This window comes from Streptomyces sp. NPDC046900 (assembly GCF_040644975.1).
GTDB lineage: Bacteria > Actinomycetota > Actinomycetes > Streptomycetales > Streptomycetaceae > Streptomyces.
Genome location: NZ_JBEYXD010000114.1, coordinates 1 through 21,257, shown reverse-complemented (window position 1 = coordinate 21,257; position 21,257 = coordinate 1). Strand labels below are relative to the sequence as shown.

Below are 21,257 nucleotides of genomic sequence, written 5' to 3'. Positions count from 1 at the left end.
AAACCAGCGGGTGGCTGAGACTGCGGGTAAGACGACGTCGGGCGGAGTGCCGAGGAGTCATGCTCGCGACTCTCACCCCATGCTCCGGAGCTCAAGACCACGGAACCCACCAGGAGAGCCACCACAGCCGTGATAAGCGCGATGAGCTTGTTGATCTTCCCTGCTCCGGTACGTGGATCTTCGCTGGACAGCTTGCTGTCGCTCATCTTCTTGCTCTCTCTGTGTGTCGGGGTTCACTGCAGGCGCCGTGTACGCGGTGCTGCCGGGCTCCCGTACGGGTTGGTGCCGACGGTCGCTTTGGGCTTGTCGGCCCACTCCTGGAGTTAACGCTGTCCGGGACTGGGCTGTCAAGCCCAATCCAGGTATCGTCCGAAGCATGAAACCCACCACAGAAGCTCGGGAGCCCCAGCGCGGTGGCGCTCTTGGAGCACTCCGAGGCCATCCAGGCGGCCTGCTGATCGAAGGCGTAGGTGTGTCCGGTGCCGTGACGGGCCAGGGCACCGCCGTCACCGTCACCCCGTGTCGGCGGCAGTCCACCCGCGGCGCGTCGGCTTCCCGGAAGACCCGCATCACCGGCTGATGGCCAGGCCCGCCCGGCCACCCGCCCATTCCTCACCTGCCGTGGCCGCCAGCGTGAGATGGCTGGTGCCCGTGCGCCAGGTCAGCGCGGTGTAGAAGCACGGGGCGGCTAATTCGTAGCTCTGCCGGGATGGTTCGGCGAGACTCATTCCTGTGTGGCGGCCGGCACTCACTTCATGCCGGGATGCCTCATCATGCCGCGCAGGCGCGCGAGTGGCTGTCCGGCCTTGGCTTCTGCCCTCGGTCTGCCCGCACCGCAACCCACATCAGGACAGCAGAGCTGGTCACGCGGAGCGTCCAACACACTGGCCCGCTCGCGAGGATGGCGGCCCGAGCATGCGATGTGGCGATCCGGCTTCGCGGCGCGGCCTGTCGATCTGCCGTTGCAGGACGGCCAACTGGTGGCGCAGCGGCACTATTTCGATGTGCTTGTTCGCATCGCTCATGGGCAGCAGGCGTATCAAGGCGAACGCACTCGACACCGCGAGGTAGGGCAGTCGCCGCAGCCCGATCCATCAGACACAACCGTGCAGCTCGGAAAGGCCGTTCGCGGCACGTCACATGCGATGGAGTTTTCGGCACCCTGTGGGTCCTTCCGGACGTCCCGTATATCGCCGCTGACCGTCTGGCAGCGGAGCGCAGGGGCCGTGTCATCGTTGGGACGTGTCGCAGTTGCGACAGGTGAGGCCAGTGACATGTCCGGCTTCATCAGCGGATTCTTTCGGGCGGGTTGTGACTGCCAGCTGGACGAAAGGTGTTTCGCTGATGGCCTGGATCTGCCTGAAGGCGGCACTATCGACAGGATTGCTGCTGGTTGCCGGAGGCTTGCCGGCTGCAGTCGCGGCGCGGACGGCATCTACCGGGAGCGCCGCTCGTCTTGCCGCCGTGCCGGAGGCTCGCTTTGCCGCGGGTGCTCTCCGGAGTGTGATAGGGGACTGGCGCTGTGGAGTCTGACGCTTCGTTGCCGGTCTGCGGCAGCGCGGCCTCGTGAGTGACCCGAACCCCACCAGGTCCGGCCGCGACGGAGTCACCCGCCGCGCGTACACCCGGTGTGCCCATGGGGAAGTACAGAGGCCTCCGGGTGCAGAAAAGAATCGGTAGCCGGTGAACTCTTCCCGATGGATCTGCAACTAACTGATCACGGGCACGGCGTGTGCCGTTGCCTTCAAGAAGTCCACAGGAGTTCTGATTTGTCCATATCCCCAAGATCGGTGCCCCGCCGGCGGAGATGGCCGACCGTCGGTGCGGCTCTGCTGAGCACCGCCGTACTGACGGCGCTCGGCGCCCAGACTCCCGCTCAGGCCGGCGTCAGTGAGAAGCCCGCGAAGTCGTCCACGTCCACCCATGAGTTGCCCGGCCATGTCGAGCCGCTGTGCGGCCCGCCCAAGCCGCACGAGTTCACGTGCTTCGGCCTTCGCCGTACCGACGTCACGCCGCACAAGGGCCTGCGGGCCGCCGAGGACGCCCCTCAGGGCTTCGGCCCGGCCGATCTGCGCAGCGCCTACGGCCTTCCCGCGGACGGAGGGGCCGGCAAGACCATCGCCATCGTCGACGCCTTCGACAACCCCAACGCCGAGGCCGACCTCGCCGTCTACCGCGCACAGTACGGGCTGCCCGCCTGCACCACCGCCAACGGCTGCTTCACCAAGGTCGACCAGCGAGGCGGAACCGACTACCCCGCCCCGGACCCGGGCTGGGCCGGCGAGATCTCGCTCGACCTGGACATGGTCTCCGCCGTCGCCCCCAACGCGAGGATCCTGCTGGTCGAGGCCGACAAGCCCGCCATCGACGACCTGGGGGCCGCTGTGGACCAGGCGGTGGCGCTCGGCGCGGCATACGTCTCCAACTCCTACGGCTCCAACTACGCCTTCTACCCAGAGGACCCCGCGGAGTCGTCGGCGGACGTGCACTACGACCACCCAGGCGTTGCGATCGTCGCCTCCTCCGGCGACAACCACTACGGCGTCGCCTACCCGGCGGCGTCCCCGCACGTCACGGCGGTCGGCGGCACCACGCTCGCCAAGGACCCGGCCGCTGCCCGCGGCTGGTCCGAGTCGGTATGGAACCACGACACCAGCGGCACGGGTTCCGGCTGCTCCCTGTACGAGCCCAAGCCGGCCTTCCAGCAGGACACCGGCTGCCTCGGCCGTACCGTCGCCGATGTCTCCGCCGTGGCCGACCCGGCCACTGGTGTTGCCGTCTACGACACCTACGGCCAGTCCGGGGGCTGGGGTCTTGCCGGCGGCACCAGCGCGTCGGCACCGATCATCACGGGCGTGTACGCGAACGCCGGCACCCCGGTCGCCGGGACGTACCCCAACGCCTACCCGTACGCCGGTGGTGGCGCCGGGCTGCACGACGTGACGACGGGGTCGAACGGAAAGTGCTCACCGGCGTATCTGTGCACCGCGGGCACCGGCTACGACGGGCCCACCGGCCTGGGCACCCCTGACGGACTGTCGGCGTTCCGCATGGGGGCGCACGGCACCCTCTCGGGCACCGTCACCGACACCGCCACCGGCGCACCGGTCGCCGCGGCCCAGGTGACCGCCGGCGTCTACACCGCCACCACGGACAGCCGGGGCCACTACACCCTGCCGCTGCCGGTCGGCAGCTACCAGGTTCAGGTCACCGCCTACGGCTACGCGTCCGGCAATGCGCCGGACGTCCAGATCACCGACGACGGCGCCGTGACCCGGGACTTCGCACTGCGCAAGCTCGCCACCCACCGTGTCTCCGGCACCGTCACCGACGGCTCGGGCCACGGCTGGCCGCTCCACGCGAAGATTACCGTGGACGGGGTGCCGGGCGCTCCCGTCTGGTCCGACGCCTACACCGGTGCCTACAGCCTGAACCTGCCAGAGAACCACACCTACACCCTGCGGGTCGTCAGCGACGACACCCACTACCAGTCCCTGGTACGGCAGGTGGCGGTGGGCACCGCGGACCAGAGCGTCGGGCTGGCCCTACCGGCCGACACCTGGGCCGACGGCAACCCGGCGTACACCCTGAACGTGGACACCCTCGACACCCAGCCCTTCGACTCCACCACCGGGGCGCCGCAGGGCTGGAGCATGGTGAACGCCCCGGGCACCGGGCAGGGCTGGGCCTTCGACGATCCGGGCGGCCGGGGCAACAACACCGGCGGGTCCGGTGGGTTCGCCGTCGCCGACAACGACCACGCCGGCTGGGGCACTGCATTCGACACCCAGTTGGTCAGCCCGGTCTACGACTTCCGCCGCACCGGCGACCCCGAGCTGGCGTTCAGCACCGACTATGAGGGGTCCGGCGACCAGACCGGCGATGTGGATGTCACCGCCGACGGCGGCCGGACCTGGACCACGGTGTGGCACCAGGACCAGCTGTGGGCGAACGGCCGAGTGGAGATCCCGTTGACCGCCTACGCCGGGAAGGGGGCGGTGCAGGTGCGTTTCCACTTCACCGGCCCAGGCGTGCTGTGGGCCGTCGATGACGTGACGGTCGCGGAGCGGGCCCTCGCGCCCGTCCCCGGCGGCGTGCTCACGGGTACCGTCTCCGACGCCAACACCGGACGAGGGCTGGTCGGCACCGCAGTGAGCACCGGCTCCACCGGCGGGCCCTCGGCGCTGACCGTGGCAACCACCGGTGACCCGCAGGTCGGTGACGGTCTTTACCGGCTGTTCGTTCCCGGCGGCGGCCGTCACACCTTCGTGGCGGCCAAGCCCTCCTACAGCACGGCATCTCTCACGGCCGCCCTGGCTGAGGACCAGGCCGCCAAGGGTTCGTTCGTCCTCAAGGCGGGGCAATTGTCGGTCGGTACCACCCGGATCGAGGCAACCACCACGCCGCACGGCACGGTGGTGCGGAAGGTGACCGTACGGAACACTGGCACCGCTCCCGCGACGATCCGGATCGGCGAGCGCACCGGAACCGGACCCGACACCGCTGCCCCGGGCACTGCCTGGCACGGACTGCCCGACCTCCCCGCCCCCGTCATGGACAACGCGGTGGAGAACTACGGGGGCAAGCTCTACTCCGCTCTCGGGTCATCGGACGGCCACAACCCCACCGCCGACCTCTACGTCTACGACCCGTCGGCGGGCGCCTGGACCCGGGGCGCCAGTGCCCCCGAACCCCGGCAGGCCACCGCGCACGGCTTCATCGGCAGCCGCCTGTACACCGTGGGCGGCTGGGCCCCCGACGAGGTCGTGAGCCGCACCATGCAGGTGTACGACGCTGCCGACGGCAACTGGACCAAGGGCCCCGACATCCCCGAGGGGCGCTTCGGGGCGGCCGGCGCCGTACTCGACGGGCGGCTCTACGTGGTCGGCGGATGCACCAACACCGACTGCTCCAACACCGTGTACGTCTTCGACCCACGCTCCGGCACGTGGTCCAAGGCTGCGGACTACCCCCAGACGATCAGCTGGGCCTCGTGCGGCGCGATCAACGGCAAGCTGTACTGCGCGGGCGGCAACCACGACTACGTCGAGACCGGCGTCGGCTACGTCTACGACCCGGCGTCCAACAGCTGGCAGGCCATCGCCGACATGCCGGTAGGCCTCGCGGCCGGCGTCTACGCCGCCGCCAACGGACGGCTCCTGATCTCCGGCGGCTTCAAGCGGGTCGGGGTGAACCGGGTGCTCACCGCGGAGGGCTACGTCTACGACCCGGGTACGAACACCTGGAGCGCGCTGCCCGACGCCCCCACCGCGGTCTACCGGGGCGGCGGCGCACCCGGCATGTACCGGGTGGGCGGCAGCGGCCAGAGCCGCTTCCCCATTCCGGTGGCCACGGCGGACCTGCTTCCGGGGTATGACCAAACCGAGTCGGACGTGCCCTGGCTGTCGGAGAGCCCGCACCGGCTCACGCTGCGGCCCGGCCAGAGCGCTTCGTTCACGGTGACGCTGAACGCAGGCGAAATCGGCCGGCCCGGTGACTGGACGGCATCCTTGATCCTTCGCGGCGACACCCCGTACTGGGTGCCGCCGATTCCGGTGTCCCTGCACATCGTCGAAGGCCGCATCTCGTAACTGTTCAGTCCGCACGCCGCGCCCCCGGGCAGCCGATTCGCCGCCCGGGGGCGGGGCGCCGTTGACCTTCTGATGTGGCACTGCCAGGTTGCCGAGGACCGGCACCGCCCTGTTCGCCGCCGTGCCGTCCGGCTTCGGCGTGCACTTCGTCCGTGATGATCCCGCTGGCCGCTGAGCACAGGCCATCTGCTCGCGCTGATCTGTGGGACCAGTCCGTACAGGATGCTCGGACGGATCTCGGGCTGGCCGACGTAGCCGCAGGCCTGCGGGGAGGAGTCGGGCTGGACGCTGGCGCAACCGCCATCGCCGCCACCCAGCGTGCTGGAAGCCCAACGCCGCGAACGCTCCCGCGTCCGATCCGAACGCCAACACCGCTGGGCCGCCCCCACCGCACAGCAGCATGATCAAACCACTCGTCGAACGATCGCGGCCAACGCACGAGGCACGTCGCCGAAGTCCGGCGCGAACCGGACATCAGGGTGTCCGCGCGTGCTGGTGTCAACTGCTGGAGGGCTGCGCCTACTTTCGCACGCGGAAGCGGAGCATCGTGACGGCACCCGACTGGGTGTTGCTGAAAGGTTCCAGGTTGATCCTGTCGAGGCTTGGGGGCGAGAAGCGGACACCGTCGCCGAGTAGCACCGGTAGTACATACACCAGGATCTCGTCGACGAGCCCGCGCTGCAGGCACTGGGCGGCCACGTCAGCACCGAGGATCTCCAGGTTCTTGCCGCCCGCGGCGCTGCGTGCCGTCGCAACGGCTTCCTCAATGTCACAGGTGAGGAACGTGACGGTAGGGTCCGGCTCGTCGGGAGGCTCGTGGGTGAGGACGAACTGTGCTCCCCCGTCGTAGGCAGTGTCCTGGTCGGCCATACGCTTGGCGACCTCGTACGTGCCCCGGCCCACGAGCATGGCGCCCGTGGCCGCCATAACCTCCGGGACCGTATCCGCAGTCAGGTACTCGAAGATCCAGTCCATCGCGTGGTCAGGACCGGCGATGAACCCATCCAGCGACATCGCCCTGTTCACGACCACTTTGCCGGTGCCGGTGCTCACATCAGTCATGCGTCTTCTCCAAGGATTTTGGAGGCCCGAGGCCGCATCATAGTTCGGCCGGCGGGCAGGGCGACGGCGAAAGCTGCATGCGCAACTGCGGTGGCCCAACGCCAACAACCGGCATCCGGATGTGCTCCTCGCGCAGCGTCGGGAACGTGCCCGTGAAGCTTCCCCGTGATCTTGGACACTCGATGCTTACGCCACGAGGGCGTGTTCTTGCTCGAGGCGCTGCCGGGTCTCCAGCGGGGTGAGGTAGCCCCAGCGTGCATGGCGGCGTAGGCGCTGTCGGTTGTAGAAGGTCTCGACGAAAGCGAAGATGTCCGCGCGGGCGCTGGACCAGTCGGGCCAGCGGCGGGTTCCGATCTCCTCTTTGAGCAGTGCGAAGAACGACTCTGCGGCGGCGTTGTCGAAGCATGAGCCGGTGCGGCCCATGCTCTGTCGCAGTCCCAATCGGCCTATTTCACGCCGGAGTTCGTCAGAGGTGTATTCACTGCCGCGGTCCGAGTGCGCAATGCATCCGGGCTTCAGCTGCCCGCGTCCGGCGGCCATCCTCAGCGCGTCCACGACCAGGCCGGCGCGGTGGTGGTCGGCCATCGAGTAGCCGACGATCTCGCGGGTTGCGAGGTCCAGCCAGGTTGCCAGATACAGCCAACCCTGATCGGTGGGTATGTAGGTGATGTCGCCGACCAGCTTCATCCCCGGGGCACACGCGGTGAAGTCGCGGCCGATGAGGTCCGGGGCGGGCACCGCCCTTTTGGCCGGGCGGGTCAGGCTCTTGCGCCTACGCCGTGTGACACCGCTGATGCCGCGTTCGCGCATGACGCGCTCGATCCGTTTGCGGTTCACGCGGTGTCCGAGCCGGCGCAGCCCGGCATGGATGCGCGGCACTCCGTAGGTGGCTTTGGAGGCGAGGTGCAGCACGGTGATCTTCCTCGCCGAGCGAGCCTTCTCGCCGACCAGCGACGCGTAGAAGGAGGAGCGGGCCACCTTCAGCAGCCGGCACAACAGAGCAACATGGTGGGTGGTCTTCTCCGCCTCGATGAACGCGTATACCTCGCTCATCGATCGCTCTCCTTCGCGAAGAAGACCGCCGCTTTTCGCAGCACCTCGATCGTCTCCGCCTGCTCGGCAGCCAGCCTGCGCAGTCGGTGGAGCTCCTCGCGCTCGGCCGTCGTCAGCTCTCCCGGCGCTCCCTGCCCGCGGTCGATGGCGTCCTGCTTGACCCAGTTCCGCAGTCCCTTGGCGCTGACCCCGATCTGACGGGCCACCTCGGTGACGGTCTTCCCGGAGGAGCGCACGAGCGCGACCGCGTCCCGTTTGAACTCCTCCGTGTACCGCCTGCTGCGGCTGCTCTTGCTTCCCACCTGGCACTACTTCCTCTGGAACCTCATGTCCCAGTCTCCAGGTGTCCACGATCAAGGGGAAGGTTCACCTTGAGCGGCAACTCGGCCCCCGAAGGGGGAAGTTCGGCCCCTCCGGGGAACGGTCTTTCCTCGCCGTGCTTCTGGCACCGCTGCCGCGCCAGGTGCGCGTCGTCTCCGGCTTCTGGTACGTCCGTCCGGACACGGTGCTGCGGTGGCACCACAACCTGGCGAAGCGGCGACACGCCCGCATCCGCCCCAAGCGGCCCGGGCGGCCGCGCACCGTCCGCTCGATCCGGGCGCTGGTCCTGTGCGTGGTCCGCGAGAACAGCGGCTGGGACTACCGCCGTATCCACGGGGAACTGGCCGTGCTCGGCATCACGGTCGCCCCGTCAACCGTCTGGGAGATCCTCAAGACCGAGGGCGTCGACCCGGCGTCGGAACGGACCGCGACAACCTGGGCCAGCTTCCTGCGCCCTCCCAGGCCGACGACAGGGAGGCCGGGCAGGTCGAGGTCGGCCCGCGGGGAGGGCTCTGGTGTGCAGGCCAAGTCGGCACCGAGCCGGTTCGCTTCCGCGGAAACCTCCGCCGGGTCCGCGACGTCGAGGAGTTTGACCCCGTCATAGACAAGGATCGCGACCCGATGCGCGGGAGAGCCCCCACCCCTGGCGTCCGCCTGTCCGGATACGGGTGACTCATGGCCACACCGAGGCGGCGACGGACGCCGGGTGGTTGGCAGTCTGGATGACGGACGCACCGTCCATTCGTAGCACACTGACATCGGAAGGCAGAGATCATGAGCGAGACCATCGCGGGGGTAGAGATCCCCGAAACGGCGGCGGCCGCCGAAGCCACCCGTCTCATGCAAGAGATGACCAGCCCTCTCATCTACCATCACTCCCGGCGCGTTTTCGTCTTCGGCGCCATTCACGCGCGCAGGCTCGGCGTGGAGCCCGACCCGGAGCTCCTCTACCTGTCCGCCATGTTTCATGACACTGGCCTCCTGACACCGTTTTCCGACGCAGAGCAGCGCTTCGAGGTCGATGGAGCCGACCACGCACGTAAGTTCATGCTCGGCCGCGGTTTCCCGGCCCAGGCCGCCGATGTGGTGTGGACGGCGATCGCGCTGCACACGACCCCGGGAATTCCCGGCCGGATGGGTCCGGAGATCGCCCTCACGAATCTCGGGGTTCTGACGGACGTGCTCGGCTTGGCTCTGGACGAGCTGGATCGCGACCAGGTGGATGAGGTCACCGCCGTCCATCCGCGTGGCAACTTCAAGAACGAGTTCCTGCAGACGTACTTCGACGGGCAAAAGCACCGCCCGGAGACCACGAACGGAACCGTGAATTCGGACGTGCTGGAGCACTTCATGCCCGGCTTCAAGCGCGTTACCACGGTCGAGCTCATGCTCGGCGCTCCCTGGCCGAGCTGATCCAAACGCCACATGAGACAACGAGATGAAACGTGTGAGTCACCCTCGCGACAGGCGTCGGCTCGGGCGGGGTGCGGCCTTCACCGTCCTGGCCTGCGCCAATGTGGTGATGTTGGCCACCGCAAGCGCACCGTCGCCGATCTATCCGCTGTACCAGGCGCGCTGGGGCCTGTCGGTCACGATGCTGACCGTGATCTTCGCCGTGTACGTTGTGGGCCTGCTCGGTTCCTTGCTGACGGTCGGATCGTTGAGCGATCACCTGGGCCGCCGCCCGGTGCTGGTCGCCGCCCTTGCGGTGGCGGCGGCCAGCACAGCGATCTTCTGGACGGCCGACGGCGTCGTCTCCCTCCTGATCGCCCGGGTGGTGCAGGGCATAGCCACGGGCACGGCCTCGGGCGCTCTCGCCGCGGGACTGGCCGAACTCTCGCCCGCCAGACGTCCGCATCTGGGGCCTACGATGACAGCAGTCGGCGCCAGCATCGGCATGGCCACCGGTGCCGGAGTGGTGGGGGTGCTGGTTCAGTCGACCTCGCGCCCCGATGCCTATGTCTTTCCCGTCCTGACGCTGATCTTCGTCGTTCTGGCTGCGATCACCCTCGCGATCCCTGAGACGCGCGCCCCGGCAGCGGCTGGACTGGCATCGTTGCGACCGACCGTCCGGGTTCCCCGGGAAGCCAGGGCGGAATTCCTCGCCTCTGTTCCCGCCCTCGTCGCAGGGTGGTCCGTCACGGGCCTGTTCCTCGCACTCACTCCCTCCCTGGTGAGCAATGTGCTCCATGTGCGGTTCGGCGCCGCGGGCGGACTCAGCATCGCGGCGCTGTTTGTGGCCAACAGTGTGGGCGGGTTGTGGTCCGTTCGGCAGACGCCACGGCTCGCCACCCTGCTGGGGGCGGTTCTGCTGACTGCCGGTGCCTCCGGACTGGCGGTGGCTATCGCTGTCGCATCACTGGCCATATTCGTGGGCGGATCGGTCATCGCAGGACTGGGCGTCGGCCTGACGTTCAACGGCAACCTCCGCGCCATCACCGCGGTCACCACCCCGCAGTCACGGGCGGAGGTCTTCTCGGCCGTCTTCGTGATCGGCTACGCGGCGCTGAGCCTTCCGTCCCTCGCGGCCGGACTCGCGGCGCCCTCATGGGGACTGAAGACCACCGGCTACCTGTACGTCGGCTTCGTCGGGGCACTGTCCTTGGGTGCAGCCCTCCACGCCGCACGATCCCGAACCCACCGGCCCACCGCCCATCCGATACGCCCAGGCCGGGAAAGGGGACGTCACCGCCAACAGGCCCGCTCCTGAGCACACCACGGCGAGCGAGATCCGGAGCGGAGCCAACCCGGAAATGGCCGCCTAATACTCCAGTCTGGTTTCGTGATCTTGCGCCAGGGCCAGCTGGGAACGGGTACGGCCACCGCGTGATCATCGGGGGTTGTGTGGACTCCTGAAGATTGTGCGGTGGCCGCAGGCCATAGCGTAGACCCTGCTCGCTGGCGGGTGATGTTTGACCAGGTCATGGACCGGATCTCTGGCCGGTTCCGGCGAGTTGAGCCTCGGGCTGCGGCCGGCGCCTACCTGCTGGGGCTGCTGTCGCCTGTCGAGCGGAAGAATTGCTGGCAGCTGGCCGAGCAGGCCGGTCACACCCGCCCCGGCCCGATGCAGCGACTGCTGCGCTATGCCCGCTAGTGTCCTGCGCCGGAGATCCGTCGGCAGAAGCGTGCAAGGGAGTCGAGGATCTCCTCTACGCCCGGTGCGCCGCTCATGCCGGATCCCTGCGCTTGCGGGACTGGCGCGGAAGGTCCAGGGCCAGGGTGTCGGTGTACTCGCGGACCGCGCTGGTCCGGGAGACGACCCGCCCGCGGTGGATGACCACGCGGCTGTAGGCGAGCGACAACGCGCTGTCGACGCGTATGCCAAGGGTGCCGCGGTGAAGGCACTCGCCCGGCGGTACGACGTCGCGCACAAGACCATCCGCAGGGTGCTCGACGCGGCCGGCGTACGCGATAGAGCGACGTCCTGGAGGAGTCCGTCGGCGTGGCCGCCGGCATCGGCTGGACGACGACCCCGACGACCCGGTCATCGTTACCGGCCGGCGGGCGACCCGCGGCCATCCGCTCACCGCCGCCCAGAAGGAGGCGAACCGGCTGGTCAGCCGCGAGCGAGCGGCGAACGAGCACGGCTTCGCCGACCTGAAGAACTGGCGGGTCCTCACCAAGGTCCGCATGAACGCCCGACATGCGACCACGCTGCTGCGGGCGCTCCTCGTGCTGACGAACGCCGAGGTCCACCGCTGACGGACGATCACCTCCTACCGATCACACACCCGACCAGCACGAGCATCCCAGCCCCGACCCACACCAGCCCTACGACCTGCAACTTCAAGTTGAAACACACTCAATCGCATGGGCGGGCCGCACAGGGGATAGCCGTCAAGCGGTCAGATACGGGCTTCCGCGGTTGTGCGGCGATGATCATCGGCGATCTGCAGTGCCTGAGCTTCCGCCACGATCCCGCTGTCGAGACCGCAGGTGCAGCGCACCACGGCGTGTCCAGTCGGCTCATACTCGACCCATCCTCCGCGGTGCGTCGTGTTCCGGGTAATGCCGTGCACGACCGTCGTGTGTTCCACCATGTACACATGCTCGCCACCGAGGAGCGCAGCCTGCCAGTGCCACGCCCGCCGATTGGGGCCCAACCGCAGCACCGTCGGCTGCGGTTGTACGTGCCGCGCGATGAAGGAGGGCCTGACAAGCGAGCCCCCGCGCGGAGCCTGGCGGAGGTCATGCGGTCCCGTCCGTGGGCAGGCCTCTGCCATCGAACCATGAGCGTGTATCGCCGAATTCTGAGCGGTTGGGGTCACTCTGGTAAGGGCTGTGCCGGTGATGCGTGGGGTCCCGTTCTCCTCAGGGAGGCTGACGTGGCGCGTGATCGAATGGGGCTGGCCGAGGTCTTGGCTGCGGCGGAGGATGCCGCGCCGGTGGCTTCTCTCGGCGTGGTGGCGCGCAACCTGCGGGACCGGTGCGGCGCGCGGTACGTGTCGTTCCTGTTCGTCGATATCGTCGGCCGGCAGGTGGTCCGAGTTAGCGAGGAGGCGGCCACGCAGCAGGGCCGCCGGGCCGAGCAGATCCGCCTTGGCCGGCAGTGTCGACGACCAGGTGCTGCGCACCCAGAAGCTGGCCTTGCTGAAGGCCGGTCCTCGAGGCTCGACCGCGCCGGGTGGGAGGTTTACCTGGCGGCCGGGTTCGCGCACCTGTCCGATCACAAGAAAGGCGGCGACTGTGATCCAGCCCGGCGAACGAATCGACGTCGTCCTCGATGTCTTCGCAGAGGGCGACGCGTACAAGGTTGTGATGTCCGGCGTCATCCGGCCCGGCCAGCCCGTACCGCTCCCCCTGTCGGGGCGACCCGCAACATCGTTCAGACGTAGTTCGGGGTGTCGCAGAGAGTGCACGCCTTCGCTATCGAGCGCACGACGGGCGACCGAACGTGACTGCCGCCCGTCTATGGGTTCGCGCCGCGTCTACTCGGTAGACATGACGAGCCCCCTGCATGGAGTGAAGTCCATGCAGGGGGTGGGAGGGCACATGGTTGCTGTCGGCGTAGGCAGCGAGCCACGCCCGGAAAGCGGAGGCCGTTCCCTGAGCTGAGCGATGACCCTGGAGAGACCAGTCACCTGTGGGTCGACCCCCGCTCAACCAGGATTGCGCGGACAGCTTTCCGCCGCACGTCGATCATGCGAGCACACCCCCCACCCACCCCATTCGAGCCGCGACGGGGGAGGGGGCGGGCCCTGCGTGGATGTGCGGCAGCCTGACGCAGCGTCGTGCCTAGCCTGATCCGGCAGCGCGACGACGGCCACCCGGAGTGGTCATACGGGTGGGCAAGCGCAACGAAACCCTCCTGTGTGGCCCGCACCGAGCCGGGGCATGCGCATTTAGCGCCTCCGCGCGAGGCTGGTGTCATGGCCGGACATCGTGTGATCGTGTCCCCGCCCGACAAGACAGGCGGCCGGCGTATCCAGATCGACGATCAGACCCTCGGCACCGCGCACAGCCTGCACGACTTGCGAGTGTTCCTGAACCGCGTCGGCATGGAGGGCCGGGATGAGGTGTATGTGGCCGAGTCACTCCTGATCGAGTGGCGCGGCGGAGGGCCGGAGGTGTGGTCGCCGAGACCGTGAGAGAAGGCCCAGGCGCCCCGCCGCCTCTGCGGCCCGGGCAGCGCGCACCGCTGGTACGGCGCCACCATCACCCAGGCGCTCGAGCACCGGGGTGCCTACAGGCGCAGTGAGCAAGGATGAGCCCATGACTCCCCGCCTCATCCGCCACCTGGGCAGCGCCACCGGGCACGGTTCGCAGCGGATCCTGTGGGACCTCCACGGCACCGTGCGCGGGCGCTGGTGGCGTACCGCAGCGTTCTATGGACACGCGCCAGGCAGCCACATGGGCTTCTGGAGCACGGACCGCGCAGGTCTGCGCGGATGGAACTGCCGCGTCGGCAGCCTGGCGCACTGCCTCACCGTGCTCGTGTACACCCGGCCTCAACGCCCCAGCGAGTCGCCCACGGCATGACGACGGCCCAGTCACGGTAGCGGCGGGGAGGAGGGAGCCTTCCGTGACCGCCTCCCTGTGCCCGACTCCCTGGCAACGAGCAGCAGAAACACCCGCTTTAGGAAGGCAGGGAACCCCACCACAGATGCCTTCAGATCCGGCTTCGGCCGTTGCAAGACGGCCCTGTGCTTCCCTCCCCGGGGCCACCCGGGGACGCGACGCCTCACGGTGCGGCCTTCGCGACGTCGACGGAGTCGCAGATCGGGAAGAGGGCGTGCAGGCCCGTCATGGTGAAGAGCCGGCGGATGCGCTGGCTGACGATCACCCGTCTCAGTTCGTCGTCGCGCAGGCGGAGCCGCCTGAGGAGGCCGACGAGCACCCCCCGGCGGGTGGAGTCCATGGACCTCACGCCGAGCAGGCCGAGGATGAAGCGCCGGTGGCCCTCTGCGATGCGGTCGACGACGTGGTCCCGTAACTGCCAGACCGTGGACAGGCCCGCCTCGCCGTGGACTTCGACGACGGTCCCGTCGTTCTCTTCGTGGTGGCTGCCGTGGAATTCGGAAGGTGCATGCCCACATAACGGTCAAGCCTTGGGGAGGGGTTGCGGATCAAGCACCCCGTACTTTCGTTCCGCATATGCATGAACGACTGGCCAAGGCATCACCCGGCCGGCGGAGCTACAGCCCTGCCGCATGCGGGTACGGATCTCCACACCTCGGCTCGATCGCCCCCACGCAGGAGCCGAGGCTCCCCACCCCTGCCTCCCGTAGCGCCGAGAGGCAGGGGACGCGCCGACCGTCAGGCCGTGGCGGCTCGACTCGCACGGGAACGAGCGACCAGCGCCTCGCTCGAAAGGCTTGCCGCGCAGGAAGATCGCCCCTCCGCGCTCGCCTCCCGTGCAAAGTGGACCCGGGCGCCACGTGGTCGGCTCCCCCCGGCCCGCCTCGCCTCCCTCACATCAGCGAGGCGGGCCCACCTTCCGGGCCCGCCCAGCCGTCGGGACAGACCAGGCGCGGCCACACTTCCGGCCCGCCGCCGTGCCACTCGATGAGGTCCGATTCGGCCACGTCCAACTCGTCCCAGCCCACCAGGCCGGCGTATCGCAAGAACACCGCCACATCGTGCAGCGAGTACGCCGTGCCCAAGATCTTGTAATCGACGCATACCCGGCGGCCGCCAGACCCGCAGGGCGCCTCCACGATCACGCGACGCACGGCCATGGTCATATTTTCCCCCGGGCAACACCCGACCGCACCCGAGGAGGTGTGATCTTGGAGATGCCGGGTAAGCGGGCCCGGTGCCGCCCGCGCTGCCTGAAGTCGTGTCCGAGGTCAAGCGCGCCCTGACGCAGGCCGGTTTTCACCTCACCGACGATGCCGACGACCGTCACCCGGGCCTGCGGGTGATGCCCGCCCCGCCCGGTGTCTTGATCAAGTGGACAGCTTCGGACGGCTTCACCGCCTTGGCTGCTGACCGGTCGAGTTCCCCTGGCGACGCCATGAAAGCCATCGTGCAGACCGCGATCTCGGGGCTGCTCGTCCAGCTCGGCCACACGGTGACGGAAGCCCCGGACGGTGCCCACCTGCTCGTGATGGCCAACAGTTCCCGGCCCTCCGACCAGTAAGGGTCCGCCTCGCCCCGCCGCGTTGAAGGCCTGGGCGCGTACCGGCCGGCTTGTCTCCTGCGTGCAGGGGCAGACCCGTCACGGAGGCAACCGGGTCTGCCCTTGCACGCTGGCGCCCACAGCCTCCCCGAAGAGCAGGCGCAGTGACCCACGTCCCTGGGTCACTGCGTTCAGCGTGGCGTGACTCCGCGGTGTCACAGATGACAGGGGCCTATCGCGAGGTCAGCACACCCGTGAAGCGCAGGGCTGATTTGTGCCACAACCTGATCACAGTGCGTTCACTGCCACCCCGGGCCGCGTCACTGTGCCTTACCGACGAGACCTCCGCCCGCGAGCTCCGCCGTTATCGTGCCGTCGCAAAGCCGTCGATGGCCGCCGAAGCTTGTCGGCACATGGACGGATGAGCCCCCCGGACGCGCCCCTAGATACGTCAGCGCCCTGGGTGGCCGACGAAACCGCCGATCTTGTATCGGTCCATTGCCTGCGTCAGCTCCTTCAGCTCGGCGCTCGACATAGCGCCACCTTGTGCGAACTGGAGGACGTGTTCGGCGACTGTCCGGAGTTTGATGTTCGTGCGCTGGGAGACGTCACGGAGTACGCGCCAGCCCTCCTCGGGCGGGATCTGCCCCAAGACCACGACGACGCCGATGGCCTGGTCGATGATTGCGTGCGAGGCCACGGCGCGCCGAAGCTGCACGTTCTCCTCTGACAGGAGCTCGTACGCCATCGCCAAATCGGTAGCGGACAGCAATTCCATGGGGTGTCGCTTCGAGATCGCAAAAAAGGCCATATCTCCACCTGGGCGAGGCGCACCGCGGGTGGGGTCTCGCGGTGCTCCTGATCCAGCTTCCCGCGACGGCGGCTGGCACACGACTCGATCGCGCCGTTCGCCGATGCAGTGAGTTATGACCCGACCGTACGGATTCGCGCCCCGGCTCGACCGGTGCCAAACCCAATGCTTGAATCGAACGCATGAGCGAGCTACCGCCGGATCCCACGCGCTTGCGCGTCATCCTCGCGTGGCTCGAGGAACAGGTCACTGACAACGCGACGGTCGGAACCTTCGTACGGCTCCAGCGCGACACCGTCACCCAGGCCTTCGCTCAGACCGAGGGCGAGAGCGAGCAGCAGCGCGCCGAGCCGCCACCGGCGGCGCCGGCGAAGCCGCCCCGCATGACCGGGCTGCCGACCTCCACCGGCCGCGGGCCCGGCTTCAAGGTCGTCGAGCAGGGTGACCTGGTGTCCCTGCACCTGGACGACTGCAACGTCGACGACGGCCCGACCCGCCGGGTCGACGCGCACGAGGCCGTCGCCGCGCTGCGCGAGGGCCTGGCCGCGTGCGTCATGTGCCGACCGGACCTCGAGCTCGGCGGCTGACGGCCGTCAGTCGTCGAAGATGTTGATCGTCACCTTCCCCACCTCGCGGCCAGTGCCCCAGTCAGACAACTCAGCGTCACGTGCCGACCGTGCAGTCCAGGAACCTCCCGCCACCAGTTGATACAGCACGGAACGGGGGATGGTGACGGTCACGTTGGTCGCGTCGTCTAGTCCGGCGGTCAGCTCTACAGCTACAGGCGCGTTCATGCCGGGGGAGCGTACCTCCGCGGCGGCAGTTCTGCTCTCACGCCCACACGGACCGGCAACGGGGCTGCGTACGCTGGCCCGTGAGGCCGTGATGGGCAGGCGTACCGGGCGGCCGTACACCGCCCGCGTTCGGTGGGCCGCACGAACCGCGCGGTGGGGAGGGGAAGTTCATGGCTGTCTACATCACCGCGGCAGGGGAGCGGCACCACGCCCACCCCGAATGCGCGCACATCACCGGTCCTCAGAACACGGCACGCACCATGGGGTGGACCGTTCACCCTGTCGAAGAGGTGACCCTCGCCGAGGCCAAGGCGCGAGGCAAGGAGAGACCTTGTCCGACTTGCGGCGGCACCTCCTGACCGTCCGGGACACCGCCGCCCGCACCGAACACGACGACTAAGTCCTGTCGATACCGCCGGGGAGAGGCCTGGGCGTCACCGCCAAGTGGACATGCCCAGGCCTCCCACGCGAGCAGGGGCAGACCCGGCAGGGGGTGCGAGCCTGTCCCTGCATGTCGGCGCCCGCTGCCTCCCAAGAGGTCAGGCGCCATGACCCCGCCCGGGTCACTCACTCCAGCGGCCCGTGGGGCTGGAGTGTCACAGGTGACGGCAGATGGTTTCAGGATCAACGCACCTGCGGACTGGTCCACTTGCGCACGTCACAGCTACATCGCACCCCCTCCATGCAGCTCCGCACGGCGGCACAATGCACCCCAGCGGCCACCCTGTATCGCTCTCTTGCGATGCGGCGCATACGGCAGTGGCTACGGGAAGCGGTAACCGCGAGGCCCGTGGCGGCGTCCCGTCCTAGGCAACTGGGCGCCATGAGCCGCGCTCAGCCCTCGTCGCCGTAGAGAGGCGGGAACGCCCGGAGCGCCACGCGCCCGCTGTACGCCGCGACGTGGGCCATCTCTCCAGCGGCCAACGGCCGGACATACCGCAGTCCTTCGGCGTAGCCCTCGACATGGCCCTGCCCAAGGACTCCAGCGCGGCACGGTGCTCGGCGGTCGTGGGCCCCATGCCCGGCAGGCTACGGATCAGGCACCCAACGGCCGGCGCGAACTTGTCTGACCGACAAGGCCTAAGGGAAATCCCCACTCCATACGGAATGTCACTCAAGATGCGCAAAGAAGCACGCAGTGTCACCATGGAATGCGGATCCCGGTAGGAGAGGGAAGGCAGCTTCCCGCGAGCCGTCCGCGTGCATCGGAGAGGTATGCATGCGGAGTGATGAGCCAGGTCGAGCGACCGCCACCTGCCGGATGAGACAAGCGCGAGTTGTCGTTCGAGACCGGAGCGCTGAGGCCGCGGCGAACTGCCAGCCATTCAGGGCTCCCATCGTTGTCAGGAACATTCTCAAACGGCGGTCGAGCGCATCAATGAAAGGAAGTACGGGAAGATGGCGAGTATCTCCAAGCGTTGTCGCACCGTCACCTCTGCCGCTGCCGTTCTGGTGGCAGTTGGGGGTGGCATTGTCCTTCCAGGTGCCACGATCGCGGCCGCGACCACGCCACGAGCGGACACCTGCGTGTCGGGGTTCGTGTGGCGTGAGGCGACGGCCGGTGACCGCGTCTGCGTCACCCCCGGTACCCGGGCCCAGGTCCAGGACGACAACGCCCACGCAGCGAGCCGGCGAGTCAGCGCCACCGATGCCACCTGTGTGTCGGGCTTCGTGTGGCGTGAGGCGACGGCCGGTGACCTCGTCTGCGTCGCTCCCGGTACCCGCGCTCAGGCCAAGGACGACAACGCCCACGCAGCAAGCCGCGTAGCCGGAACGACCGCACCCGCAGGCACCTGCGTGTCGGGGTTCGTGTGGCGTGAGGCGACGGCCGGTGACCGCGTCTGCGTCACCCCCGGTACCCGCGCCCAGGTCCAGGACGACAACGCCCACGCAGCGAGCCGGCGAGTCAGCGCCACCAATGCCACCTGTGTGTCGGGCTTCGTGTGGCGTGAGGCGACGCCCGGTGACCTCGTCTGCGTCGCTCCCGGTACCCGCGCTCAGGCCAAGGACGACAACGCCCACGCAGCAAGCCGCGTAGCGAGCTGAACAACAACTGGAAAGCCACGAGGTCCCATTCGATCAATGCTGACGAACGGGACCTCGTCGGCTGACCATCGTGGCGTGTATCCGGGGTGCACACGCTGACGTATCAGACGGCGCACACGACCGTCGCGACATCCCCAGTTGCCCGGGCACACTAGACGTGTGACCACCCGCACCGGACGCGACGGCCGGCCCCTTGTGACGACAACCCAGGCTGGCTACTCGCTGGGGACGAAGACGAACGGTCAGTTCCGCGAGTGGGCCCGTCGGCGCGGCATCAGCCCCGCCGCTTGGCAGCCGAACTCTGCACGCGGCCAAGCCCTGGCGCTCTGGGATCTGTGCGATATCAGTGAGGCCATGCGTAGCGGCATGCCCGCAGCCTGATCCGAGTCGGCGAATGCCCGGGTCGCGCTCTCACTTGATGTGCACCCTCTGCGCCCGCCCCAGTCGCGTGTGGTGAGCTGAGTCCCTACCACGGGCCGGGCTGGGGTGGGCCGGAGCTTCGGGCGGCCTGCAGGATGTCCCCATGGGCATGCGCTACGAGATGGTCTTCACCTGCTTGTCGCGGCTTGCCCGCTGCTCGCACTCACTGACCGGGCCGCCTGTCAGGCGACGGCGAAAGACCGGAGGCCCGCAGCAACTCGGGCGTCACCGTGGATGGGTTCCCGCTGGTCACCCATCGAAAGTGGGCCACCATCATGACGTCATCGACGCTCTCTCGCACGAATCCGTCCACGATGTTCAGACCGCCCGCGCGTTCACGCACCACGACCTCGCCGGGCTCCACCTCGTCGGCAATCTGCTGGAAGCGCCCGGTGCCGGGACACCCCGAGAACTCGTAGACCCAGTGACCCATGCCTGACCTCCTGCTGAGAACAAACAAAGGCTCAACCGATAGGTCAGTCACGAGGGTTACGAAATCACCCAAACGATTCAAACATCAGATTCGCGGCCGACTCGACCAGGTCCGTGCCCCGAGGTCTCCCGTGTCGCCGTGGGCGTCGGCGATAGCCCGGTCGGCCTCCCGTTCGGGTGAGACGAATGCGCCGAGCCACGACTTCGTCTGCCGGGACGGGGATCAGTTCCCGGGGGCGGGATGGACCGGCCCCGACAGGAACGTCCGAGAGGTGGATGCACGATGGGACATGGCGGGAATGTGATCGAGGAATTGATGGCCGACCACCGGGAGGTCGAAGAGATCTTCGCCAGGATCCAGCCCATGACGGGCCAGGGTCAGGAGCTGCGTGATCTCGTGGACGAGGTCACCATTGAGCTGGTGCGGCACTCGGTCGCCGAGGAGCAGTACCTGTACCCGGCGGTGCGCGAGCACGTCGAGGGCGGCGACCGGATCGCGGACAAGGAGCTCCGGGACCACAGCCGTATCGAGAATCTTCTCAAGCAGTTGGAGAAGACGAACGCCGACGACCCGCAGATGAGCCCGCTGCTGGAGCAGCTCATGGAGGAGGTGGCCGCCCACGTCGAGGACGAGGAGAACCACCTCTTCCCGATGCTGCGCCAGGCCTGTTCCTCCGAGACGCTCGGTGATCTCGGGGAGAAGGTCCGACGGGCCAAGGCCATGGCTCCGACGCGCCCGCACCCTGCCGCCCCCGACACTCCGCCTGCGAACAAGCTCCTCGCGCCGGGCGCCGGTCTAGTCGATCGGGCCCGTGACTTCGTCACCGGACGCGGCAAGTCCTGACTGGCCCCTCCTTGTCCCGCCGGGCAGTGGTCGGGTGGGTATCGGGGCCGGACGGCAGCTGTGTCCGCCACCGCGACCGAGCACCACACCGAAGTCGGCGGCCTCGAACGCCTGACCAATCCGAGCGCCCGAGACGCCGAGGCAGCCGCCCTGCTTCGCCACCCCGACCTGCTCGAAGACATCGCTGCACTGCACCGCCCCCAGCTCGTCGAGCTGCTGAACGTGGAGGCGTCTCGCGGCCGTGATGCCGCCGCCTGACCTGGTGGGGATACCTGGGCCCGCTACTCGTTGGGCCGCGCTGCGCTGATGTCGCCGAGCGCCG

General features: G+C 68.5%; 23 protein-coding genes and 6 pseudogenes. 16 read left to right on the top strand and 13 right to left on the bottom strand.

What is annotated here, in order from left to right; all coding sequences use genetic code 11:
• From ABZ904_RS45610 to ABZ904_RS45600, 3 genes and pseudogenes are all read right to left on the bottom strand, one after another.
• Nucleotides 1-206: pseudogene (locus ABZ904_RS45610) on the bottom strand (hypothetical protein); the annotation flags it as partial.
• Nucleotides 207-415: 209 nt separating this feature from the next.
• Nucleotides 416-570 (bottom strand): annotated as a pseudogene (locus ABZ904_RS45605) (ISL3 family transposase); the annotation flags it as partial.
• Entirely contained in the window at nucleotides 570-728 is a 159-nt protein-coding gene (locus ABZ904_RS45600; RefSeq protein ID WP_361830019.1) for a hypothetical protein, read from the bottom strand. The pseudogene ABZ904_RS45605 and the gene ABZ904_RS45600, both read right to left, overlap by 1 nt.
• A 1,041-nt stretch (nucleotides 729-1,769) precedes the next feature.
• On the opposite strand from ABZ904_RS45600, the gene ABZ904_RS45595 reads away from it, so the two are divergent.
• Nucleotides 1,770-5,591 carry a kelch repeat-containing protein gene (locus ABZ904_RS45595; RefSeq protein ID WP_361830017.1) on the top strand — a complete coding sequence of 1,274 codons (3,822 nt, stop codon included), beginning with the start codon at nucleotides 1,770-1,772 and terminating at the stop codon, nucleotides 5,589-5,591.
• Nucleotides 5,592-6,110: 519 nt separating this feature from the next.
• Here the strand turns inward: ABZ904_RS45595 and ABZ904_RS45590 are convergent.
• From ABZ904_RS45590 to ABZ904_RS45580, 3 genes are all read right to left on the bottom strand, one after another.
• The gene (locus ABZ904_RS45590) at nucleotides 6,111-6,653 is read right to left on the bottom strand and encodes a dihydrofolate reductase family protein (RefSeq protein WP_361001299.1); all 543 of its coding nucleotides are present in this window, start codon (nucleotides 6,651-6,653) and stop codon (nucleotides 6,111-6,113) included.
• Nucleotides 6,654-6,839: 186 nt separating this feature from the next.
• Complete coding sequence (locus ABZ904_RS45585) at nucleotides 6,840-7,706, bottom strand: IS3 family transposase (protein ID WP_361001297.1); 867 nt, start codon at nucleotides 7,704-7,706, stop codon at nucleotides 6,840-6,842.
• Nucleotides 7,703-8,008, bottom strand: a complete 306-nt coding sequence (locus ABZ904_RS45580) for a transposase (protein WP_361001294.1) — start codon at nucleotides 8,006-8,008, stop codon at nucleotides 7,703-7,705. The genes ABZ904_RS45585 and ABZ904_RS45580 overlap by 4 nt, the downstream gene beginning before the upstream one ends.
• A 41-nt stretch (nucleotides 8,009-8,049) precedes the next feature.
• On the opposite strand from ABZ904_RS45580, the gene ABZ904_RS45575 reads away from it, so the two are divergent.
• The 4 genes and pseudogenes from ABZ904_RS45575 to ABZ904_RS45560 form a co-directional block, all read left to right on the top strand.
• Entirely contained in the window at nucleotides 8,050-8,631 is a 582-nt protein-coding gene (locus ABZ904_RS45575) for a hypothetical protein (protein WP_361001311.1), read from the top strand.
• Nucleotides 8,632-8,801: 170 nt separating this feature from the next.
• Nucleotides 8,802-9,440, top strand: coding sequence for an HD domain-containing protein (locus ABZ904_RS45570; protein WP_361001292.1), 639 nt, complete (start codon nucleotides 8,802-8,804; stop codon nucleotides 9,438-9,440).
• A 34-nt stretch (nucleotides 9,441-9,474) separates the two neighbouring features.
• A complete protein-coding gene (locus ABZ904_RS45565) occupies nucleotides 9,475-10,737 on the top strand; it encodes an MFS transporter (RefSeq protein WP_361830014.1) in 1,263 nt (420 codons plus the stop codon).
• A gap of 198 nt (nucleotides 10,738-10,935) precedes the next feature.
• A pseudogene (locus ABZ904_RS45560) lies at nucleotides 10,936-11,073 on the top strand (IS701 family transposase); the annotation flags it as partial.
• A 121-nt stretch (nucleotides 11,074-11,194) separates the two neighbouring features.
• On the opposite strand, the pseudogene ABZ904_RS45555 reads toward ABZ904_RS45560, so the two are convergent.
• A pseudogene (locus ABZ904_RS45555) lies at nucleotides 11,195-11,329 on the bottom strand (hydrolase); the annotation flags it as partial.
• A gap of 109 nt (nucleotides 11,330-11,438) precedes the next feature.
• On the opposite strand from ABZ904_RS45555, the gene ABZ904_RS45550 reads away from it, so the two are divergent.
• Nucleotides 11,439-11,729: a transposase family protein gene (locus ABZ904_RS45550; RefSeq protein ID WP_361001307.1), complete on the top strand. Its 291-nt coding sequence runs from the start codon at nucleotides 11,439-11,441 to the stop codon at nucleotides 11,727-11,729.
• 143 nt (nucleotides 11,730-11,872) lie between these two features.
• Here ABZ904_RS45550 and ABZ904_RS45545 read toward each other — a convergent pair whose 3' ends face one another.
• A complete protein-coding gene (locus tag ABZ904_RS45545; protein WP_361001286.1) occupies nucleotides 11,873-12,067 on the bottom strand; it encodes a hypothetical protein in 195 nt (64 codons plus the stop codon).
• A gap of 285 nt (nucleotides 12,068-12,352) precedes the next feature.
• On the opposite strand from ABZ904_RS45545, the pseudogene ABZ904_RS45540 reads away from it, so the two are divergent.
• The 3 genes and pseudogenes from ABZ904_RS45540 to ABZ904_RS45530 form a co-directional block, all read left to right on the top strand.
• Nucleotides 12,353-12,611 (top strand): annotated as a pseudogene (locus ABZ904_RS45540) (serine/threonine-protein phosphatase); the annotation flags it as partial.
• A 785-nt stretch (nucleotides 12,612-13,396) separates the two neighbouring features.
• Nucleotides 13,397-13,615, top strand: coding sequence for a hypothetical protein (locus tag ABZ904_RS45535; RefSeq protein WP_361001283.1), 219 nt, complete (start codon nucleotides 13,397-13,399; stop codon nucleotides 13,613-13,615).
• Nucleotides 13,616-13,739: 124 nt separating this feature from the next.
• A complete protein-coding gene (locus ABZ904_RS45530; RefSeq protein WP_361001280.1) occupies nucleotides 13,740-14,006 on the top strand; it encodes a hypothetical protein in 267 nt (88 codons plus the stop codon).
• A gap of 202 nt (nucleotides 14,007-14,208) precedes the next feature.
• Here the strand turns inward: ABZ904_RS45530 and ABZ904_RS45525 are convergent.
• Both ABZ904_RS45525 and ABZ904_RS45520 read right to left on the bottom strand, forming a co-directional pair.
• Nucleotides 14,209-14,511, bottom strand: a pseudogene (locus tag ABZ904_RS45525) (STAS domain-containing protein); the annotation flags it as partial.
• Between the two features lie 427 nt (nucleotides 14,512-14,938).
• Entirely contained in the window at nucleotides 14,939-15,205 is a 267-nt protein-coding gene (locus ABZ904_RS45520; RefSeq protein ID WP_361001278.1) for a hypothetical protein, read from the bottom strand.
• A 77-nt stretch (nucleotides 15,206-15,282) separates the two neighbouring features.
• Between ABZ904_RS45520 and ABZ904_RS45515 the strand changes: the two genes are divergently transcribed.
• Nucleotides 15,283-15,609 (top strand): hypothetical protein, encoded by a 327-nt coding sequence (locus tag ABZ904_RS45515; protein ID WP_361001275.1) that lies wholly within the window; start codon nucleotides 15,283-15,285, stop codon nucleotides 15,607-15,609.
• Between the two features lie 430 nt (nucleotides 15,610-16,039).
• Here ABZ904_RS45515 and ABZ904_RS45510 read toward each other — a convergent pair whose 3' ends face one another.
• Entirely contained in the window at nucleotides 16,040-16,336 is a 297-nt protein-coding gene (locus ABZ904_RS45510) for an ANTAR domain-containing protein (RefSeq protein WP_361001273.1), read from the bottom strand.
• 245 nt (nucleotides 16,337-16,581) lie between these two features.
• Here ABZ904_RS45510 and ABZ904_RS45505 point away from each other — a divergent pair, with 245 nt between their 5' ends.
• On the top strand, nucleotides 16,582-16,986 hold the full coding sequence (locus ABZ904_RS45505; RefSeq protein WP_361830011.1) for a DUF6233 domain-containing protein: 405 nt from the start codon (nucleotides 16,582-16,584) through the stop codon (nucleotides 16,984-16,986).
• Nucleotides 16,987-16,992: 6 nt separating this feature from the next.
• Here ABZ904_RS45505 and ABZ904_RS45500 read toward each other — a convergent pair whose 3' ends face one another.
• Nucleotides 16,993-17,193, bottom strand: a complete 201-nt coding sequence (locus ABZ904_RS45500; protein WP_361001266.1) for a hypothetical protein — start codon at nucleotides 17,191-17,193, stop codon at nucleotides 16,993-16,995.
• Between the two features lie 170 nt (nucleotides 17,194-17,363).
• On the opposite strand from ABZ904_RS45500, the gene ABZ904_RS45495 reads away from it, so the two are divergent.
• From ABZ904_RS45495 to ABZ904_RS45485, 3 genes are all read left to right on the top strand, one after another.
• Nucleotides 17,364-17,552 carry a hypothetical protein gene (locus ABZ904_RS45495; protein ID WP_361001263.1) on the top strand — a complete coding sequence of 63 codons (189 nt, stop codon included), beginning with the start codon at nucleotides 17,364-17,366 and terminating at the stop codon, nucleotides 17,550-17,552.
• Nucleotides 17,553-18,720: 1,168 nt separating this feature from the next.
• Nucleotides 18,721-19,239 (top strand): hypothetical protein, encoded by a 519-nt coding sequence (locus ABZ904_RS45490; RefSeq protein ID WP_361830009.1) that lies wholly within the window; start codon nucleotides 18,721-18,723, stop codon nucleotides 19,237-19,239.
• Between the two features lie 159 nt (nucleotides 19,240-19,398).
• Complete coding sequence (locus ABZ904_RS45485; protein ID WP_361001257.1) at nucleotides 19,399-19,620, top strand: hypothetical protein; 222 nt, start codon at nucleotides 19,399-19,401, stop codon at nucleotides 19,618-19,620.
• Nucleotides 19,621-19,822: 202 nt separating this feature from the next.
• On the opposite strand, the gene ABZ904_RS45480 is transcribed toward ABZ904_RS45485, so the two are convergent.
• On the bottom strand, nucleotides 19,823-20,092 hold the full coding sequence (locus tag ABZ904_RS45480; RefSeq protein WP_361001255.1) for a hypothetical protein: 270 nt from the start codon (nucleotides 20,090-20,092) through the stop codon (nucleotides 19,823-19,825).
• Nucleotides 20,093-20,374: 282 nt separating this feature from the next.
• Here ABZ904_RS45480 and ABZ904_RS45475 point away from each other — a divergent pair, with 282 nt between their 5' ends.
• Nucleotides 20,375-20,935 carry a hemerythrin domain-containing protein gene (locus tag ABZ904_RS45475; protein ID WP_361001253.1) on the top strand — a complete coding sequence of 187 codons (561 nt, stop codon included), beginning with the start codon at nucleotides 20,375-20,377 and terminating at the stop codon, nucleotides 20,933-20,935.
• A gap of 60 nt (nucleotides 20,936-20,995) precedes the next feature.
• The gene (locus ABZ904_RS45470) at nucleotides 20,996-21,193 is read left to right on the top strand and encodes a hypothetical protein (RefSeq protein ID WP_361830006.1); all 198 of its coding nucleotides are present in this window, start codon (nucleotides 20,996-20,998) and stop codon (nucleotides 21,191-21,193) included.
• Nucleotides 21,194-21,257 lie beyond the last annotated feature (64 nt).

Coding starts and splice junctions, on each gene's coding strand:
- ABZ904_RS45570 (WP_361001292.1), top strand. CDS start 8,802: ATGAGCGAGACCATCGCGGGGGTAGAGATCCCCGAAACGGCGGCGGCC.
- ABZ904_RS45480 (WP_361001255.1), bottom strand. CDS start 20,092: ATGGGTCACTGGGTCTACGAGTTCTCGGGGTGTCCCGGCACCGGGCGC.
- ABZ904_RS45530 (WP_361001280.1), top strand. CDS start 13,740: ATGACTCCCCGCCTCATCCGCCACCTGGGCAGCGCCACCGGGCACGGT.
- ABZ904_RS45535 (WP_361001283.1), top strand. CDS start 13,397: ATGGCCGGACATCGTGTGATCGTGTCCCCGCCCGACAAGACAGGCGGC.
- ABZ904_RS45590 (WP_361001299.1), bottom strand. CDS start 6,653: ATGACTGATGTGAGCACCGGCACCGGCAAAGTGGTCGTGAACAGGGCG.
- ABZ904_RS45505 (WP_361830011.1), top strand. CDS start 16,582: ATGAGCGAGCTACCGCCGGATCCCACGCGCTTGCGCGTCATCCTCGCG.
- ABZ904_RS45510 (WP_361001273.1), bottom strand. CDS start 16,336: ATGGCGTACGAGCTCCTGTCAGAGGAGAACGTGCAGCTTCGGCGCGCC.
- ABZ904_RS45520 (WP_361001278.1), bottom strand. CDS start 15,205: ATGGCCGTGCGTCGCGTGATCGTGGAGGCGCCCTGCGGGTCTGGCGGC.
- ABZ904_RS45495 (WP_361001263.1), top strand. CDS start 17,364: ATGGCTGTCTACATCACCGCGGCAGGGGAGCGGCACCACGCCCACCCC.
- ABZ904_RS45600 (WP_361830019.1), bottom strand. CDS start 728: ATGAGTCTCGCCGAACCATCCCGGCAGAGCTACGAATTAGCCGCCCCG.
- ABZ904_RS45475 (WP_361001253.1), top strand. CDS start 20,375: ATGGGACATGGCGGGAATGTGATCGAGGAATTGATGGCCGACCACCGG.
- ABZ904_RS45585 (WP_361001297.1), bottom strand. CDS start 7,706: ATGAGCGAGGTATACGCGTTCATCGAGGCGGAGAAGACCACCCACCAT.
- ABZ904_RS45500 (WP_361001266.1), bottom strand. CDS start 17,193: ATGAACGCGCCTGTAGCTGTAGAGCTGACCGCCGGACTAGACGACGCG.
- ABZ904_RS45545 (WP_361001286.1), bottom strand. CDS start 12,067: ATGGTGGAACACACGACGGTCGTGCACGGCATTACCCGGAACACGACG.